General features: G+C 61.3%; 14 protein-coding genes. 9 read left to right on the top strand and 5 right to left on the bottom strand.

The genetic code is table 11. From position 1 onward, the window contains the following. Positions 1 to 132: 132 nt before the first annotated feature. The 3 genes from ASD03_RS31310 to ASD03_RS31300 all read right to left on the bottom strand — a co-directional run bounded on the left by ASD03_RS31310 (position 133) and on the right by ASD03_RS31300 (position 3,492). The gene (locus ASD03_RS31310) at positions 133 to 1,296 is read right to left on the bottom strand and encodes an HPP family protein (RefSeq protein ID WP_057218031.1); all 1,164 of its coding nucleotides are present in this window, start codon (positions 1,294 to 1,296) and stop codon (positions 133 to 135) included. A gap of 160 nt (positions 1,297 to 1,456) precedes the next feature. Further along, positions 1,457 to 2,821 (bottom strand): HAMP domain-containing sensor histidine kinase, encoded by a 1,365-nt coding sequence (locus ASD03_RS31305; RefSeq protein ID WP_057218030.1) that lies wholly within the window; start codon positions 2,819 to 2,821, stop codon positions 1,457 to 1,459. Next, complete coding sequence (locus ASD03_RS31300) at positions 2,818 to 3,492, bottom strand: response regulator transcription factor (protein ID WP_057218027.1); 675 nt, start codon at positions 3,490 to 3,492, stop codon at positions 2,818 to 2,820. Before ASD03_RS31300 ends, ASD03_RS31305 begins: the two co-directional genes overlap by 4 nt. 278 nt (positions 3,493 to 3,770) lie before the next feature. On the opposite strand from ASD03_RS31300, the gene ASD03_RS31295 reads away from it, so the two are divergent. From ASD03_RS31295 to ASD03_RS31275, 4 genes are all read left to right on the top strand, one after another. After that, positions 3,771 to 5,501 (top strand): phosphoethanolamine--lipid A transferase, encoded by a 1,731-nt coding sequence (locus ASD03_RS31295; RefSeq protein ID WP_057218025.1) that lies wholly within the window; start codon positions 3,771 to 3,773, stop codon positions 5,499 to 5,501. 182 nt (positions 5,502 to 5,683) lie between these two features. After that, a complete protein-coding gene (locus ASD03_RS31290; protein WP_057218024.1) occupies positions 5,684 to 6,061 on the top strand; it encodes a hypothetical protein in 378 nt (125 codons plus the stop codon). A 197-nt stretch (positions 6,062 to 6,258) separates the two neighbouring features. Beyond that, positions 6,259 to 6,927, top strand: coding sequence for a metallophosphoesterase family protein (locus tag ASD03_RS31280; RefSeq protein WP_057218021.1), 669 nt, complete (start codon positions 6,259 to 6,261; stop codon positions 6,925 to 6,927). Positions 6,928 to 7,054: 127 nt separating this feature from the next. Further along, a complete protein-coding gene (locus ASD03_RS31275; RefSeq protein WP_025428708.1) occupies positions 7,055 to 7,729 on the top strand; it encodes an HAD family hydrolase in 675 nt (224 codons plus the stop codon). A 182-nt stretch (positions 7,730 to 7,911) separates the two neighbouring features. Here ASD03_RS31275 and ASD03_RS31270 read toward each other — a convergent pair whose 3' ends face one another. Next, positions 7,912 to 9,501 carry an ABC transporter substrate-binding protein gene (locus tag ASD03_RS31270; protein ID WP_057218019.1) on the bottom strand — a complete coding sequence of 530 codons (1,590 nt, stop codon included), beginning with the start codon at positions 9,499 to 9,501 and terminating at the stop codon, positions 7,912 to 7,914. A 297-nt stretch (positions 9,502 to 9,798) separates the two neighbouring features. Here ASD03_RS31270 and ASD03_RS41385 point away from each other — a divergent pair, with 297 nt between their 5' ends. From ASD03_RS41385 to ASD03_RS31245, 5 genes are all read left to right on the top strand, one after another. Beyond that, positions 9,799 to 9,981, top strand: coding sequence for a hypothetical protein (locus ASD03_RS41385; RefSeq protein ID WP_234907890.1), 183 nt, complete (start codon positions 9,799 to 9,801; stop codon positions 9,979 to 9,981). 269 nt (positions 9,982 to 10,250) lie between these two features. Next, a complete protein-coding gene (locus ASD03_RS31260) occupies positions 10,251 to 11,279 on the top strand; it encodes an amino acid ABC transporter substrate-binding protein (RefSeq protein WP_057211213.1) in 1,029 nt (342 codons plus the stop codon). Positions 11,280 to 11,353: 74 nt separating this feature from the next. Then, positions 11,354 to 12,502: an ABC transporter permease subunit gene (locus tag ASD03_RS31255; protein WP_057218015.1), complete on the top strand. Its 1,149-nt coding sequence runs from the start codon at positions 11,354 to 11,356 to the stop codon at positions 12,500 to 12,502. 3 nt (positions 12,503 to 12,505) lie between these two features. Continuing rightward, a complete protein-coding gene (locus ASD03_RS31250) occupies positions 12,506 to 13,612 on the top strand; it encodes an amino acid ABC transporter permease (protein ID WP_200957373.1) in 1,107 nt (368 codons plus the stop codon). Then, on the top strand, positions 13,605 to 15,047 hold the full coding sequence (locus tag ASD03_RS31245) for an amidohydrolase family protein (RefSeq protein WP_057218011.1): 1,443 nt from the start codon (positions 13,605 to 13,607) through the stop codon (positions 15,045 to 15,047). Before ASD03_RS31250 ends, ASD03_RS31245 begins: the two co-directional genes overlap by 8 nt. 63 nt (positions 15,048 to 15,110) lie before the next feature. On the opposite strand, the gene ASD03_RS31240 is transcribed toward ASD03_RS31245, so the two are convergent. Next, positions 15,111 to 15,703 (bottom strand): TOBE-like domain-containing protein (locus ASD03_RS31240; protein WP_200957371.1); only part of this gene is annotated, 593 nt, incomplete at its 5' end.

The following is a 15,703-nucleotide window of genomic DNA, read 5'->3' as shown; positions in this document are numbered from 1 at the left end:
ATATTGCGGCATTCGAGAGAGTAAGTCAATCGAATGAATGTACATAAAAACAAGCCGACGGATCGCGCGCCATTTTTCTAGAAGATGGCTTGGTAGTGTCGCCCTCGAAAGGCCCAACGCTAAAGTGCGAGACTACGCGACGTCGCGCTCGTCATTTTCCAGCCTTCGCTGGAAGAGGGCGGCGATCAGATCGGATTGCGTGATGATGCCGACCAATCGGTTGTCGGCGTCGACAACAGGCATGTGGTGCAGGCCCATGTCAGCCATCGGCGGGACGAGCTTGGCGATCATCGTTTCCGGCAGTGCCGATTGGACGCGACGCGTCATGATCTCGGAAACCAGCCGTGGTGGCTTCGGGCCGATTCCGATGACGTTGCCGAGGCGCTGCCTGAGGCCGCCGTGCTGTGCCAGCATCGTATGCTTGATGAAGTCGGTCTGGGTGACGATGCCGACGAGACCTTCTTTTTCCGTGACCACCGGCAGGGCCTTGATGTCGTGCTCGAGCAATGTCTGCCAGGCTTTGCGCAGTGAGGTTTCCGGCGTCGCCGTCGCCACGTCGCGTGACATGACCTCGCCGCAGGTGATTTCGCCCGAGCGCCGATTGAACGCGCGGATCTGCGCCTGATGAATGAGCGCATCGAGTTCGTCCGGGCTGATATCGACAACTTCGCCATATTGCGCCAGCACCGCCTGCAAATCTTCCGGCACGATGCCGAGACGCTGCATCGGCGGCGGGTCATCGGTGCGGTGCGTATTGCCGGCGGGCGCTAGGTGCGGATAACGGCGGCCGGTGGCGTTGTTGAACAACAGCGCGACGACGAGGATGAGCGCGGAATTGATCGCGACCGGCGACAGCACGAACCAGTAGCCGGCCTCATGGATCGATGTGCCGCCAAGCACGGCGGTCAGGGCGACCGCGCCGCTCGGCGGATGAAGGCAGCCGAGCAACAGCATGATGGCGATCGCAAGTCCAACGGCAACGGCCGCCGCGACCACCGGTTCCGGAATGAGAAGTGTGCAGGTGACGCCGATCAGCGACGACACGATGTTGCCGCCGAGGATGGACCAGGGCTGCGCCAACGGACTGGACGGCGCGGCGAACAGCAGGACCGCGGAGGCGCCCATCGGCGCGATCAGCAGGGGCAGATTGGCATCGGCACCAAGTGCCAGAGTGCTGACGAGGCCGGTCAGGAGAATGCCGACAAGCGCGCCAAGCGACGCGCGCAGCCGCTCCATATGGCTGACGGGGACGAGCGATGGGATGAAACGCTTGAGATAGGCACTGGCCTTCGACATGGCAACTCGCGGGCGGCAGAATGACTAATTGCCCAGCCCAATAGCACATGACGGAGAATTGGGCAGGAAATCCACATCCAAAAAAACGCGATGGATTAAAATATATGCACGGCGCCTGCGTCGGAAGCATCGCGGGCCTCGGCCTCCCGCGTATCGGTCGTCAGGTCTGCGACCCATCCGATCGGGCGGCAGAGAAGTCGATGGTAATCTTCGTGCCTTGATCCGATGCGGTCTCGAAGGCGATCGGGGCGTCATGCAGCTCACTGATGCGCTGGACGATTTTCAGGCCGAGGCCGAGCTGTCCCGTACGCTTGATATAGCCGAGATCTTCGTGATGTTCCGGAAGATCGACGAGCCCCTTGCCGTTGTCCTCGACGCTGACGATCGCGCCAGGGCCGCAGGTCAGCACAATTCGGGTGCCCGTTGGATTATGCTTGACCGCATTCTCGATCAGGTTGCGCAGCATGTTTTCGACGAGCGCCGGGATAACCGTGACCGCAGGCGTTCCTTCGTCGACGAATTCCAGCGATTTGTCGTGGTCAAAAACAAAGGGCGCGATCGCCTCTGCGAGGCTCGCACCGATCTGCGAGAGGCTGGCCGATTGATAGGCCGAAGGGTCGACGGCATCGGCCCGGGCGAGCGAGGTCAGCTGCTCGAGAATATGCGTGAGGGCATCGAGGTCACGTTCGGCATTGCGGGCGCGAGGGTCGTTGATGTGGCTGAGTTCCATTTTTGCGATCGAAACGGGGGTGCGGATCTCGTGCGCTATGGAGGAGGAGAACAGTTTCTGGGATTGGACCAGGTCGGCGACCCGCGCCAGCATGCGGTTGACGGCACTGATCAGGCGAGCGATCTCCTCGGGCATGCGGGTGAGTGGCAGCCGAGCACCGCTATCGCGGGGATCCAACCGATCTGCCGCCGCAGCCGCCATGGCCACCGGTTTCAATGCGCTGCGGATCGACCAGATCGTCGCGCCGATGACGAGGCAGAACATCAAGGTCATCGGCACGATCATGGAATCGAACATCTCGTGCAGCAGTGCGCCGTACATGAAGCCGTTCGGGTCCTTCAGGATCGCCAGTTCGACCAGGACAGTCGCCCCGGAACGCTCGAAGGTTTGTCCGCCGGCGACGCTGAACGGTTTGCCTGGTTGAATTTCGCGTTTCCAAAAATTCGGCGCGTCGATGCTCATTGGAAGAAAATGCTCGGCGCATTCCGTCGTGCAGTTTGAATAGAGCGGCGTACCCGTCTCCGTTCGGACCCTGAGGAAGATCGAGCCATCGCGATCATGGCGGTCGATATAGCGTTCCCTCAGCTCGCGATCCGGTTCGAAAATTACAATGCCGTCGCGGACGTGGATGGCACGCGAAAGAGCCTCCGTCTCCTGTTGCAGCATGAGAACGCTGAGCTTGTCGTCGTCGAACCAGTAATCTGCAAAGACGACGCCGATCTGGATTGCCATGGCGAGCAGCGAGAACGCCACGATGCGGCGGGCAACGATGCCGATCAGCGACGAGTGCTTCATAAGGCCCGCCTGAGCAGATAGCCGATCCCGCGTACGGTCTCGATCTGGATGCCGGTCTCGTAGACCTGCAGCCGTTTGCGCACCCTGGAAACGGCCAACTCCAGCGCATTGGGGCTAATCTCCTGGCCATATTCCGAAAGTGCGGTTTCCAGCCTGCGCTTCGGAACGACCCGGCCGACCTCGCGCATCAGGATTTCGATCAGCGAGCGTTCGCGCGGCGGCAGCGGTACTACAATGCCATCACATGTCAGGTCCGCGGTCGCAGGGTCGTAGCGTAGGGCGCCTGCCTCGAGAACCGGCTGCACCGCTTGCGGATTGCGCCGCAACATCGCGCGGCAACGCGACAAGAGCTCCCGGTGATGAAAGGGCTTGACCAGATAGTCGTCGGCGCCGGCATCCAGTCCGGCAATGCGCTCATCGACCGATCCCCGCGCCGTGATGATCAAGACGGGCAGCCCCGGATACTCCTGGCGAATGCGGCGCAGCAGTGTCAGGCCATCGCCATCCGGCAGGCCGAGGTCAAGCAGAATCAGGTCGTGTTCCTGAGCCGCGATTGCCGCTTCAGCGTCCGAAACGCTCGAAACGGCGTCGAGCCGCCAGCCCGCATCGCGCATGGTCTCTCCGACCAGTTCTACCAGTCGCGGACTGTCTTCAACCAGGAGCAGGCGCATCGAGTCGTCTCGGCATGACCATTCTTCGTTCGACCATATGGGCTTTCTCAAGGGCTGCCAACTCCCCCGCGCATGCCAACCAAAGCGGGTGTCGCAGAGGCAATGAGCAATCTTGACGGGGTTTCGACAGCTTACGGGGCGTATGTCGACAGAGCAGAGGCAGGCTGCAGTCGAACCGGCGAGCCCGCATGACGTGGCCTCCGCCTCTACTGGATGCCCGCGACAGCATCGGCCGTAAAGCAAAATCGGCCCGGCAGTCGCAGCAGGAGAAGACTGTTTTGATGGTCACGAAAATCCGCCGGCCAGAGCTCGGCAGCATTGCGCTCAGTGCGATCGTCAGCGTTTATTTGCTCGCTATCACCAATAATTCCTTCTGGACGCATGCCGCGGTCTATTTCGACCATTCACGGCTGTCGCTTCTGTCCTTTGGGACCGCACTGGCGCTTACGACCTTCGCGGGTATGATGCTGGCGTCGGCCAAGTACATCATGAAGCCGGTGTTGATCTTTCTCATAGTCGCTTCCGCGGCGGCTGCCTATTTCATCGATTACTTCGGTGTAATCATCGACAAGGACATGATCGGCAACGCTGCCGTGACGACGCAGGCCGAGGCGAGCCATCTGTTGACCGGCAGCTTGGTGCTGCATCTGTTTCTCTATGCTGTCGTTCCTTCACTGTTCGTGGTCTGGGTCAAGGTACGCCACCAGCGGGTCCTGCCCAAGACAGCAACCACTCTTGCCATTGTCATTCCCTGCCTGCTCGTCAGCGGCGGGCTGATCTATTCGGATTTTGCAAGCGTTGCCTATGTCATTCGCGAGCACAAGGATCTGATGAAGCGCTTCAATCCCACCGGGCCGGTTTCCGCTGCGTTAAAATACGCATCCTCGACCTTTAAGGAGCGCAATATTGCCGTGCAGCCGCTAGGCACTGACGCCCGGCAGGGTGCGCGTGTCGCCGCGGCGGGCAAGCCGGTTGTCGTGGTCGTCGTTGCCGGTGAAACCGCCAGGGCGATGAACTTCTCGCTCAACGGTTATGACAGGGAAACCAATCCGGAGCTCAAATCTCTCGGCGTGATCAACTATACCGACACGACGAGCTGCGGCACGGCAACGGCGATCTCGCTTCCCTGCATGTTCTCGGTCTATCCGCGCAACGAGTATACGGAATGGAAGGCCCGCTCGACCGAAAACCTCGTGAACGTTCTAACCCGCGCCGGCGTTTCTGTGTCCTGGTGGGACAATAATACCGGCAGCAAGGGCATTGCCGACCTCATCAGCTTCGCCAGCATGACGAACCAGAAGAACAGCCCGCTGTGCAACAATGGCGAATGCCTTGACGAGATTTTCCTCGGCGAACTGGACAAGAAGCTGACAGCGACCAAGTCGAACAGCGTTATCGTGCTGCACCAGCTCGGCAGCCACGGCCCGTCCTACTATCTGCGTTATCCGGAAAAGTTCCGGAAGTTCAAACCGGATTGCCGCACAGCTGAGCTGATGAAATGCTCAGTCGAAGAAATCACCAACGCCTACGACAATAGCATCCTCTACACGGACCATGTGCTGGCAAGCGTTTCCCGCCTCTTGGAGAAGCATCAGAACGACATCTCTGGCGCGATGATCTACATGTCCGACCACGGCGAATCCCTTGGCGAGAACGGTATCTATCTGCACGGCGCGCCCTATGCGATCGCGCCGCGCGAGCAGACTCAGGTTCCCTTCGTCACATGGTTCTCGAAACCGTATCAGGCGGCAATGGGCGTCGACACAAGCTGCCTTGCCAAGGAGACGGATCAGCCGAAATCGCACGATAACCTGTTTCACACCGTGCTTGGCATGATGGATGTCGAGACGAAGGTCTACAATCGCGAGCTTGATGCCTTCGCCAACTGCACCCGGCAGGATCCGCCCGGCAAATCGAACGGTTCCGCCTTCCAGGCCGCCGATACGGCAAAAGACCTGCCGGCGCCGATTGTCCCGGCAACGATCATGCCGGGTGCGAAGGCGCTCTAAACGATCGGTCCGACCGCGGATCCGGTACAAATCTGATCGACCGGTGGAACAAAGCAACCATCTGCGCACTTCCCTGAATGGACACTCGTTTGCGCCACAGTGCGGCAATGCAAACGAAGGGTGGCAAAGACGCCAGCGCCAATCGGCGCCGGCGATCCATGCTTTTGCAGAGGGAGAGACTGATGCAGGTCGTCGGAATACAGGTTTCCGCTGAACGCGCCGGCAAGGCCGGCTTCACGGTCGAGTTCGTTGGCGCCGAGGGCGAGGTCGTCACGGTGACATGTCCGCAGGATGCGGAAGGATCGCTGAACAGGTTGAATGCGGTGGCGAGGGCAAAGGACATTCTGTCCGCCGCGCTCGGAGCCGATGAAAAATTGCAGGATACGCCAGATCCGCGCGCAAGTGCCGCCGCGCTGCGCCCGATCCCCAATGCGCGGACTGCACATGACCGTAAAACCATGGAAGAACAACTCGACGAAGGTCTCGAAGATACCTTCCCGGCAAGCGATCCGGTCTCCATTGCCAGCTCGGCGATTGCCAAGGGAAACTCCCGCCGTTAATCAGTGGGTTCTCAGTGGTTCAAATCGAGCCCAAGATGGCGCACCATCCTTGCCCGGCGCCTTGGCTGCTTTTTCGGCTTGATCATCGCTGGCCTTGCCGTGTTTCTGCCATCCATGCAGTCTATCGGCGCTCGCATCCAAGCGCCGAACATCCGTTGCGGCGTCAACCCTTTCGTCGAGTACCGGAGGACTGGCGCATGAGCGCGCAGCATCTGACCTTTGCCGTCGGCGATATCCACGGCTGTCTGACCGAGCTTCAAGCGCTCCTGAGGCAGATCGAAACCTATGCGCCCGAGGGCAGGGTGATCTTTCTTGGTGACCTGATCGACCGCGGCCCGGATAGCCGAGGCGTGATTGAATTGATCATGGCAGGGCCGCAGAAGCAGGGCTGGTCCTGGCTGACGCTCAAGGGCAATCACGAGGAAATGCTGCTCGGCGCACGCAGCGGCGAGAGCGATGTCGACTGGTGGCTGCTTAACGGCGGCAAAGAGACACTGGCATCCTACGATCACACTATTCCCGCAGCGCATTTGAAGTGGCTGATGCAGCTTCCCTCCATTATCGTCGAACCGTTTCGCATCTTCGTCCATGCGGGCGTCGATGAAACCATGCCGCTGGAGCGCCAGGGCGAGGAAATCTTCCTGTGGATCAGGCGGCCCGACAATCACTCCGGCGATTATTGGGGCAAACACCTTTGCCATGGCCACACGCCGAGCCGCTCCAATCCACGCACCGTCGGTAACCGGACCAATGTGGATTCGGCTGCCGTGTTTGGCGGCAGTCTGTCCTGCGCGATTTTTGACGATGACGTTCCGGGTGGCCCGATCGGTTTTCTGAGCGCCGGGCGTGGCGCTGACCATTCGTAACTCACCGTTGCCGAAGATGATCACGGGCACACCGAATTGCGTTGTGCCCCTGATCTCCAGGCTGTAGGTGTGCCGGGACTGTCGGGCGGGCTTTCTCGCCCATCATTGCAGCTTCAGGGGATCACCGTTGGATACCGCGCCTTCATCTCTCTTTGCCAAGAACTTCGCCGCTCTCCTGTTCGATATGGATGGCACGCTGCTCAACTCGATGGCCGTCGTCGAACGCGTCTGGGGCGCCTGGGCTGTCCGGAACGGGCTCGACCCCGTCGAAATGATGAAAACGGTACATGGCGTTCGCGCCGTGGATACGATCCGCACGCTCGAACTGCCGGGCGTTGATCCGGAGCATGAGGCGCACGAACTCGCGCTCGCCGAAATCGCCGACGTCGAAGGCATCATCGAGATCGAGGGCGCTGTCGCCTTCCTCAATTCACTGCCGCCGGAGAAGTGGGCGATCGTCACATCGGCGCCGCTCGACCTTGCCGTTCGTCGCCTCGCGGCCGCAGGTATTCCCACGCCGAAGCTGATGATCACCGGCGAAGACGTGTCGGTCGGCAAGCCCCATCCCGAGGGCTATCTTTTGGCCGCCGAAAAACTTGGCGTGCGGCCGGAAGACTGCATCGTTTTCGAAGACGCTCCGGCCGGAATTCTCGCGGGCAAGGCCGCCGGCGCCGAAGTCATCGTGATCATCGGCGCGCACTCTGCCGCGGCAGACACGCCGCACCTGACGCTCGCCCGCTACAACGATATCGAGGCAGGCATTGCCGATGACGGCCTGCTGTCGCTGCGCCACCGTCGCTAGAGCGTTTCCGATTTAGACGGAACCGCACACGCATTTCCTGAGGGAAAGCCGCTTCGCATTTTTCCTGGAAATGCGCTAAGCGCTGCCCTTGAAAGACGCGGGCCGCCATGACGGTGCCACCTCGCGAAGTTGATGAAAGCCGGAGAGCCTGATCAGGGCCTCCGGCCTTTCCGTCTCCTGGCTCAGGCCGTGACCCAGCACTTCGTCAAGGCGTGGCCGCCCATCAGTTCGCCGTTCGGATCGTCGGCCCAGCCGCCGACCTTGTCGTTGGTGGCGTCGATATAGTTGTTGAACATCGGCACGATGACGCCGCCTTCGTCGCGCAGCATCATTGCGGCCTGGCGATAGATCGCCTTGCGCTTGGCCTCGTCGAGTTCGCCGCGAGCGGCGAAGATCAACTTGTCGAAGTCTTCGCGCTGGAAACGCGTGTCGTTCCATTCGGCCTTCGACAGATAGGCAATCGAATAGACCTGATCCTGCGTCGGTCGGCCGGTCCAATAGGACATGCTGAAAGGCTGCTTGTTCCAGACATCCGACCAGTAGCCGTCGCCCGGTTCGCGCTTCAGGTCGATGGTGATGCCGCATTTGGCAGCGCTCATCTGGAAAAGCTGGGCGGCATCTACGGCGCCGGGGAAGGCGACGTCGGACGTGCGCAGCAGCACGGAGCCGTCGTGCCCGGATTTCTTGTAGTGGAACTTCGCCTTGTCAGGGTCGAAGACACGCTGCTTGATGTCGTTGTCGAAGAGCGGATAGCCATTGATCATCGGCGTATCGTTGCCGACGGTGCCATAACCGCCGAGAACCTTTGCCACCATCTCCTCGCGGTCGACGGCATATTTCAACGCCAGCCGCAGGTCGTTGTTGTCGAACGGCGCGGTGTTGCAATGGGCAATGAACACGTAATGGCCCTTGCCCGGCACATTTCGGATGACCACGCCGGGAAGGCGCTTGATCAGTTCGACAAGCTTCGGCTCGATGCGGTTGATCATATGCATCTGGCCGCTTTGCAGCGCCGCGGTGCGCGCGGTCGAATCGTTGATGACGACGATTTCGATCTGGTCGGCATGACCGCGTTCGGCCGATCCCCAATAGCCTTCGTGGCGCTCAGCGACGTGTTTTACGCCCGCCTCGTTCACGACAACCTTGTAAGGACCGGTGCCAATGCCGGCGGTCGGATCGTCCTTGCCGCCGTTCGGCTGGATCATCAGGTGGTAGTCGCTGACGATATAGGGCATGTCCGCATTGGGCTGCCGCAAGGTGATCACGACATTGTCGCCGTCAGCCTTGATCGTCTCGAACTCCTGCACAAAGGGCAGGGCCGCCGATTTCGAGTCTGCATCGCCGTGGCGCTCGAGCGTTGCCACCACGTCAGCCGGCGTCAAAGGCTTGCCATTGTGGAAGGTGACGTCCTTGCGGATCTTGAAGCTCCAGGTTTTTGCGTCGCTGGAGGCCTCGTAGGACTCGGCCAGGCGGTACTCGATCTCGCCGGTCGGTGCGACTTCCAGCAGCTGCTCGCCCCAGCAGCGACCGAGCGTGTATGGCACCTGGCTCGCCCATGTCGCAGGGTCGAGGCTGTTGGTCGATTCGCCGCCGACCAGGCCCGCCCGCAGCGTCCCGCCCTTGACGGGGCCCGCCGCGCGGGCGGCACTGCCTAGCAAAATCTGCGCCGACGCGATCGTCACGCCCAGCGCCGCTGCCCTCCCCAAAAATTCCCGTCGTGACAGGCGGCCCGCTGCAACCTGTCGGCTCATGTATTCCAGTTCTGTTGGCATCGCTTACTGCCTCCCTCGCAAGACGCGCCCGGCATACCGGCAACGTTGCAGGATAGTGTGGGAGAAGAGACGTCTGAGATTCTCACCCGACGACAGTTCATGCCGCAGATGATGAACACAACGTCGTATTCGGCTCTGCCTTCATCCTTCAGTCCATCCGTCGCAGACGCGCGAAGCGGGCTAAGATCAACATGCAGCGTGAGACCACCTCACGCACGAACCGTGTCTGCGCCGGGGTCCCGTCAGTTCGGCAAGCAGGATGTGATATTCGCCGGCAAGGCGGATGGAGAGCGGCCCGTGGTCGGAGACACACGCACGCCTGTCGGCACTGAGATCGACGAAGCCTTCGGCATTCAGGCGCACGAACGCACCGCGAACGCTGGTGCGACTGACCTTGAAATGATCGGCGATCGTGTCTTCGGATTGCTTGGTGCAGGGCTTCAGCGCGTGCTCCAGGACGGCCTGCGCAACAACCGATAGACGGACTCGCTGCGACTTGATCTCTCAGACAACGCTGTCCCCCCAAGCAAGCCGGGCGGGTCTGCAATACATGCCCCATAACCTCGATAGTGTCCCCAAACTATACGCGTCAATATTGTATACAATAATGTTGCCATTCGTATCCGGCTATCGTATGCAATTGGTGACACGGCGGGTTGATCCGCTGTGTGCCTAGGCGGGAGGAGGCATGCGACGTGGATCGCATGACCCGCAGAGGCGGAGATTGTCGAAGTCAACGGGAGGGGAAAATGAAGAAAAGAATTCTGCAACTTTGCGCCACCGCAGCAGGCATCGTGGTCGGCCTCACGGCGTTCACCGCCAGCGCCGCCACCACGCTTGAGACAGTCAAGGCGCGCGGCAAGCTGATCTGCGGTGTCTCGATGAGCACGCCCGGGTTTGCGACGGCTGACGCCAAGGGCCACATGCAGGGTTTCGATGTGGACGTGTGCCGTGCCGTTGCGTCGGCTGTTTTCGGCGACCCGGAAAAAGTCGATTTCGTTCTGACGAACATCAACACCCGGTTCCAGGCTCTGCAGTCAGGCGAAATCGACATGCTGTCGCGCCAGACCACCCATACCTTCTCGCGCGAAGTCTCGCTCGGTCTCGATTTCGGCCCGACGGTATTCTATGACGGTCAGGGGTTGATGGTGCCGAAGTCGCTCGGTGTCAACAGCGCCAAGGAACTGACGGACGCAGCGATCTGCACACTGCCCGGCACGACGACGGCCCAGAACCTCAGCGATTTCTTCCGCACGATCGGTGGCAAGTTCGAACTGGTTGTTTTCGAAAGCCCGGATGAAAACCGCAACGCCTTCTTCTCGGGCCGTTGCGAGGCGATCTCGTCCGACCGGTCTGACCTGGCGTCGATCCGTGCGGTTGCCAACAATCCGGACGACTATGTCGTCCTTCCCGAGACCATCTCCAAGGAGCCGCTCGCTCCGTCGGTCCGGCAGAACGATTCCAACTGGCGCGATATCGTTTCCTGGTCCGTCTGGATGCTGATGGCGGCCGAAGAGCGCGGCATCACCCAGGCCAATGTCGACGAAATGACGAAGAGCGAGGATCCGGAAATCCAGCGCATGCTCGGTGTCAACGAAGAGCTCGGCAAGATGCTCAACCTCGACAACAAGTGGGGCTACAACATCGTCAAGGGCGTCGGCAATTACGGCGAAGTGTTCGAGCGCAACCTCGGCACCAAGACCGCGCTTGGCCTGACCCGTGGGCCGAACACCCGATGGAGCGAAGGCGGCCTGCTCTACGCACCGCCGTTCCGTTGATATTCGTCGGCCCGCGCCCTGGCGCGGGCCTTTTTCGTCTTCGACGTTCCCCTTTGCCCGGCAGACGTGTCGCCATGTCCCTGTTTTATGACGCGCGCATCCGCGCCTTCCTCTATCAAACGATCGCGATCGGCGCTGTCGTCTTCGTCGCCTGGGCGATGTTCAGCACGGCGAGCGCCAACCTTGCCAAGCAGGATATTGCCACCGGCTTCGGTTTCCTGGCGCGTCAGGCGGGTTTCGTCATCACTGAGACTGCGATCGCCTATGAGCCGACCGACACATTCGGCCGTGCCATCCTTGTCGGCATCGCCAATACGGTGAAGGTTTCGGCACTCGCCGTCTTCTTCGGTACGATCCTCGGTGTGCTCGTCGGCATCGGCCGGCTGTCGCACAATCCGGTTCTGTCGCGCCTGATGCTTGCCTATGTCGAAGCGCTGCGCAACGTCCCGCTGCTCCTCTATCTGCTGCTCTGGTATTCGCTGATCATCTCCGTGTTTCCGCCGGTAAAGCAGGCGATCGAGATGCTGCCGGGCGTGTTCCTGTCCAATAGCGGTCTGGTCATGCCGGCCATGCGATGGGCGAGCGGCTTTGAAGCTGTGCTCGTCGCCCTGGTTGTCGGCGCCATCGCCGCCGTCTTGATTGAACGCGTCCTTGCACGCCGCCGGATCGCCACGGGCAAAGAGATGCCTGTTGCCACCATCGCGACACTCGCCTTCCTGTTGCCGCTCGTGGCCACATTGCTGCTCGCCGACATTTCGGTCTCGATGGATGTCCCCGAGCTCGGCCGGTTCCGCTTGACCGGCGGCTATCACGTGCGCCCGGAATTCGTGGCACTGCTGATCGGCTTGACGCTGAGCGCTTCGGCAAATGTCGCCGAGATCGTGCGCGCCGGCATTCAAGCCGTCAGCAAGGGACAATGGGAGGCCGCCACGGCCCTCGGCCTGCCACGCTCGCGCACGCTGAAACTCGTCATCCTGCCGCAGGCGCTGCGTATTATCGTGCCGCCGTTGACCAACACCTATCTCACGGTCTTCAAGAACAGCTCGCTCGCGATTGCCATCGGCTATCCGGATCTGGTGATGGTTTCCAACACCATCATGAACCAGACCGGCCAGGCCATCGAAGCCATTGCCATCTTCATGGCCGTCTATCTCGGCCTGTCCATCCTGATCTCGCTGGTGATGAACTGGTACAACGCGCGCGTTGCGCTGAGGGAGCGCTGAGCCATGGCCCAGTTCGAAGGCTTCGTTGCCGACCCGATCCTGATGGCGCCCGCCGCCCGCCCGATGGTGCGCAACCGTACCTGGCTTTCCGCCTATTTCGGAACGCCGGGCAACGCACTGATCACCATACTTTGCCTCGGCACGATCTTCGGCCTTGCCAAGCTCGCGATCGGCTGGCTGTTCGTCGACGCGATCTTTTCCGGCACGCCGGCGGAGTGCAAGGTTTCAAGCGGCGCCTGCTGGCCGTTCCTGTCGGCCAAGCTGCGCTATATCTTCTTCGGCTTCTATCCCTTCGACGAGCAGTGGCGACCGCTCACGGCGATGCTGCTGTTTCTCGGCGCTTGCGGCGTGTCGATGGTGCCGCGCACTTGGGGCAGGGCGCTTGCGGTCACATGGATCGTGGTGATGCTGCCGACGCTTTACGCGCTGATGGCCGGTGGCCTATTCGGGTTGACCGTCGTGCCGACCACCCAGTGGGGCGGCCTGCCGCTGTCGTTCATGCTTTCCTTCGTCGGGCTCGCCTGCGCCTTGCCGCTCGGCATTGCACTTGCGCTGGCGCGTGCTTCGAGCCTGCCGGCGATCCGCATTCTCGGCGTCGGCTTCATCGAAATCGTCCGCGGCGTACCGCTGATCAGCATCCTGTTCATGGCGACCGTCATGCTGCCGCTGTTCATGCCCGATGGTGTCACCATCGACAAACTACTGCGGGCCCAGGTCGCGATCATTCTCTTTGCCGCCGCCTACATCGCCGAAATCGTTCGCGGCGGATTGCAGGCCGTTCCCAAGGGGCAGATCGAGGCGGGCCATTCGCTCGGGCTGCATTACTGGCAGATCATGCGCAAGATCGTGCTGCCGCAAGCCCTGAAGAAGGTTATCCCGCCGCTCGTCGGTCTGTTCATCGGCTTTTTCCAGGATACGACCCTGGTGACGATTGTCGGCCTGCTCGATTTTCTCGATACCGTGCGCACCGCCATGCGCGATCCGCAATGGCAGGGCATCGCCGTGCTCGAAGGCTACGTCTTTGCTGCGGTCGTTTACTTCTTTTTCAGCGCATTAATGGGCGCTTATAGCCGTTTCCTCGAGCGATATTTCAGGACCACGCATGACTAGCAATATTCACGTCATCCGCAGGGCGCATACGGTTGTCGGCTTCGACACCGAGACGAAAAGCCATGTCTATCTCAACGACGTCGACGTCGCCTATGACGATACCGGTTTCGTCCATGTCGGCGGGCATTATGACGGCGCCTTTGCCAGCGAAACCTTCGGTGCCGACCGGATGGTGATGCCGGGTTTCGTCAATGTGCATTGCCACTCCGGCGAGGAACCGATCTCCAAGGGCATCTTCGAAGACGCGGGTACGGCAGCACTTTGGGGCAACGCCCTCTACGAGTATTCCAACCTGCTGGAAATCGACGATGGCGCGATCGAGGCGTCGTTGACCGTGATGCTCGGCGACCTCATGCGCAGCGGCGTCACCACGCTGCTGGACATTGCCGGGCCGCATGAAAGCTGGCTGCCGACCTTGGCGCGAAGCGGTGCTCGCGCCTTCGTCGCTCCAGGCTTCCGCGAAGCGCAATGGCATGTCGAAGACAGCCATCGCCTTGATTTCATCTGGGACAAGGCTCGAGGCCGCGAGGCTTTCGCCCGGGCGCTTGATGTCCTCGACACTGCCGCAGCCCATCCCTCCGGACGCCTTGGCGGGGTGGTGGCGCCATCGCAGATCGAGACCTGCTCGGCCGAATTGCTGCAAGACGCGGCCGCAGAGGCGCGCAAGCGCGGCATGCCGATCACCATCCACTCCGCCCAGACCATGGCGGAACATGAGGAAATGCTGCGCCGGACCGGCCTGACCGCGGTGCAGTATCTGGAAAGCCTGGGGATCCTCGGCGACAACCTGATCCTTGGCCATTGCATATTTGTCGACAGCCATTCCTGGACGCGCCAGCGCACCAATATCGATCTCGGCCTGCTGGCAGAGCGGCAAACGACCGTGGCTCATTGCCCGGTGACCTTCTCGCGCAGCGGCATGGCGCTGGAATCGGTCGGGCGCTATCGCCGCGCCGGCGTCAACGTCGCCCTCGGGACCGACAGCTATCCCTTCAACATGCTTGAAGAAATGCGCCAGGCGATGATCTGTGCGAGGCTTTCGGGCAAATCCGTGTTCGACGTATCGACCGCGGATATTCTCGATACGGCAACGCTTGCGGGCGCCCGCGCGCTTGGCCGTGACGATATCGGCCGGATTGCCGTCGGCGCAAAAGCCGACTTTCTCATCGTTGACCTGAAACACCACGCCATGCAGCCGGTTTACGACCCCTTGCGCAATCTGCTGCATTGCGCGGCGGAGCGCGCTATCGAGGAAGTGTATGTCGATGGACAATGCGTCGTGCGCCATGGGCGTCCGACCTTGATCGACTATGACGGCGCCGTGGCGCTGCTGCAGGACGCGCAGGATTACGCGTGCCGCAAGGCGCCGGAGAACGATCCCAAGAAGCGGCCGATGCGCGACCTGGCGCCGTTGTCGCTGCCCGTCCGTTGCTAGAACACCACGCGGGCGGTAATCATTGATCCAGAAAGCGCCGGCTATGCCGGCGCTTTTGAAAGGTCAGGCTTGCGCGACCAGTCGCGGTTTCTCGGTGGCGGCATCGTCCTGTTTCGACTTCACGAGAGGCTGCCCCTCCCTGAACAGCTTCCACTTGGTTGGTCGGAATGCGACCCTTGCGCGGTCCTGTGTTGTGGTTCTCTCGGGCGGCAGTTCGATTTCGGCATGTGGGTGGTTGCGGCCGAGGTCGAGTTCGAGATGGCGGGTACCGGCAACGCGGCGGCTGGCGGTGACCAGGCCGGCGAGACAGCCGCCACAGCCATCGATCAGCTCGATGTCGTGCGGGCGGAAGTAGAGGGTGGCCGGGCCGTCGGGCTCGGTCGGGGCTCTGAGGCCGATCGGCCGGTCCTCGAACCAGATCTCGCCGTTGGCAAGGGTGACGGCAAGCGCGTTCGACTGGCCGATAAAGCCGTAGACGAACGGCGAGACCGGATGGTCGTAGATCTCGTCGGGGGTGCCAACCTGTTCGATCGTGCCCTTGCTCATCACCACCACCCGGTCGGCAAGCTCCAGCGCCTCTTCCTGGTCATGGGTGACGAAGATGGTGGTGTGGCCGGTGCTGGTCATGGGTGACGAAGATGGTGGTGTGGCCGGTG

The organism is Ensifer sp. Root127 (assembly GCF_001425225.1).
Taxonomy (GTDB): Bacteria; Pseudomonadota; Alphaproteobacteria; order Rhizobiales; family Rhizobiaceae; genus Ensifer; species Ensifer canadensis.
This window is presented reverse-complemented; position numbering and strand designations above follow the sequence as displayed.

Bases quoted from the DNA above. Each gene is read 5' to 3' on its own strand.
- ASD03_RS31310 (WP_057218031.1), bottom strand. From the start codon at position 1,296: ATGTCGAAGGCCAGTGCCTATCTCAAGCGTTTCATCCCATCGCTCGTC.
- ASD03_RS31305 (WP_057218030.1), bottom strand. From the start codon at position 2,821: ATGAAGCACTCGTCGCTGATCGGCATCGTTGCCCGCCGCATCGTGGCG.
- ASD03_RS31300 (WP_057218027.1), bottom strand. From the start codon at position 3,492: ATGCGCCTGCTCCTGGTTGAAGACAGTCCGCGACTGGTAGAACTGGTC.
- ASD03_RS31290 (WP_057218024.1), top strand. From the start codon at position 5,684: ATGCAGGTCGTCGGAATACAGGTTTCCGCTGAACGCGCCGGCAAGGCC.
- ASD03_RS31280 (WP_057218021.1), top strand. From the start codon at position 6,259: ATGAGCGCGCAGCATCTGACCTTTGCCGTCGGCGATATCCACGGCTGT.
- ASD03_RS31270 (WP_057218019.1), bottom strand. From the start codon at position 9,501: ATGCCAACAGAACTGGAATACATGAGCCGACAGGTTGCAGCGGGCCGC.
- ASD03_RS31260 (WP_057211213.1), top strand. From the start codon at position 10,251: ATGAAGAAAAGAATTCTGCAACTTTGCGCCACCGCAGCAGGCATCGTG.
- ASD03_RS31255 (WP_057218015.1), top strand. From the start codon at position 11,354: ATGTCCCTGTTTTATGACGCGCGCATCCGCGCCTTCCTCTATCAAACG.
- ASD03_RS31250 (WP_200957373.1), top strand. From the start codon at position 12,506: ATGGCCCAGTTCGAAGGCTTCGTTGCCGACCCGATCCTGATGGCGCCC.
- ASD03_RS31245 (WP_057218011.1), top strand. From the start codon at position 13,605: ATGACTAGCAATATTCACGTCATCCGCAGGGCGCATACGGTTGTCGGC.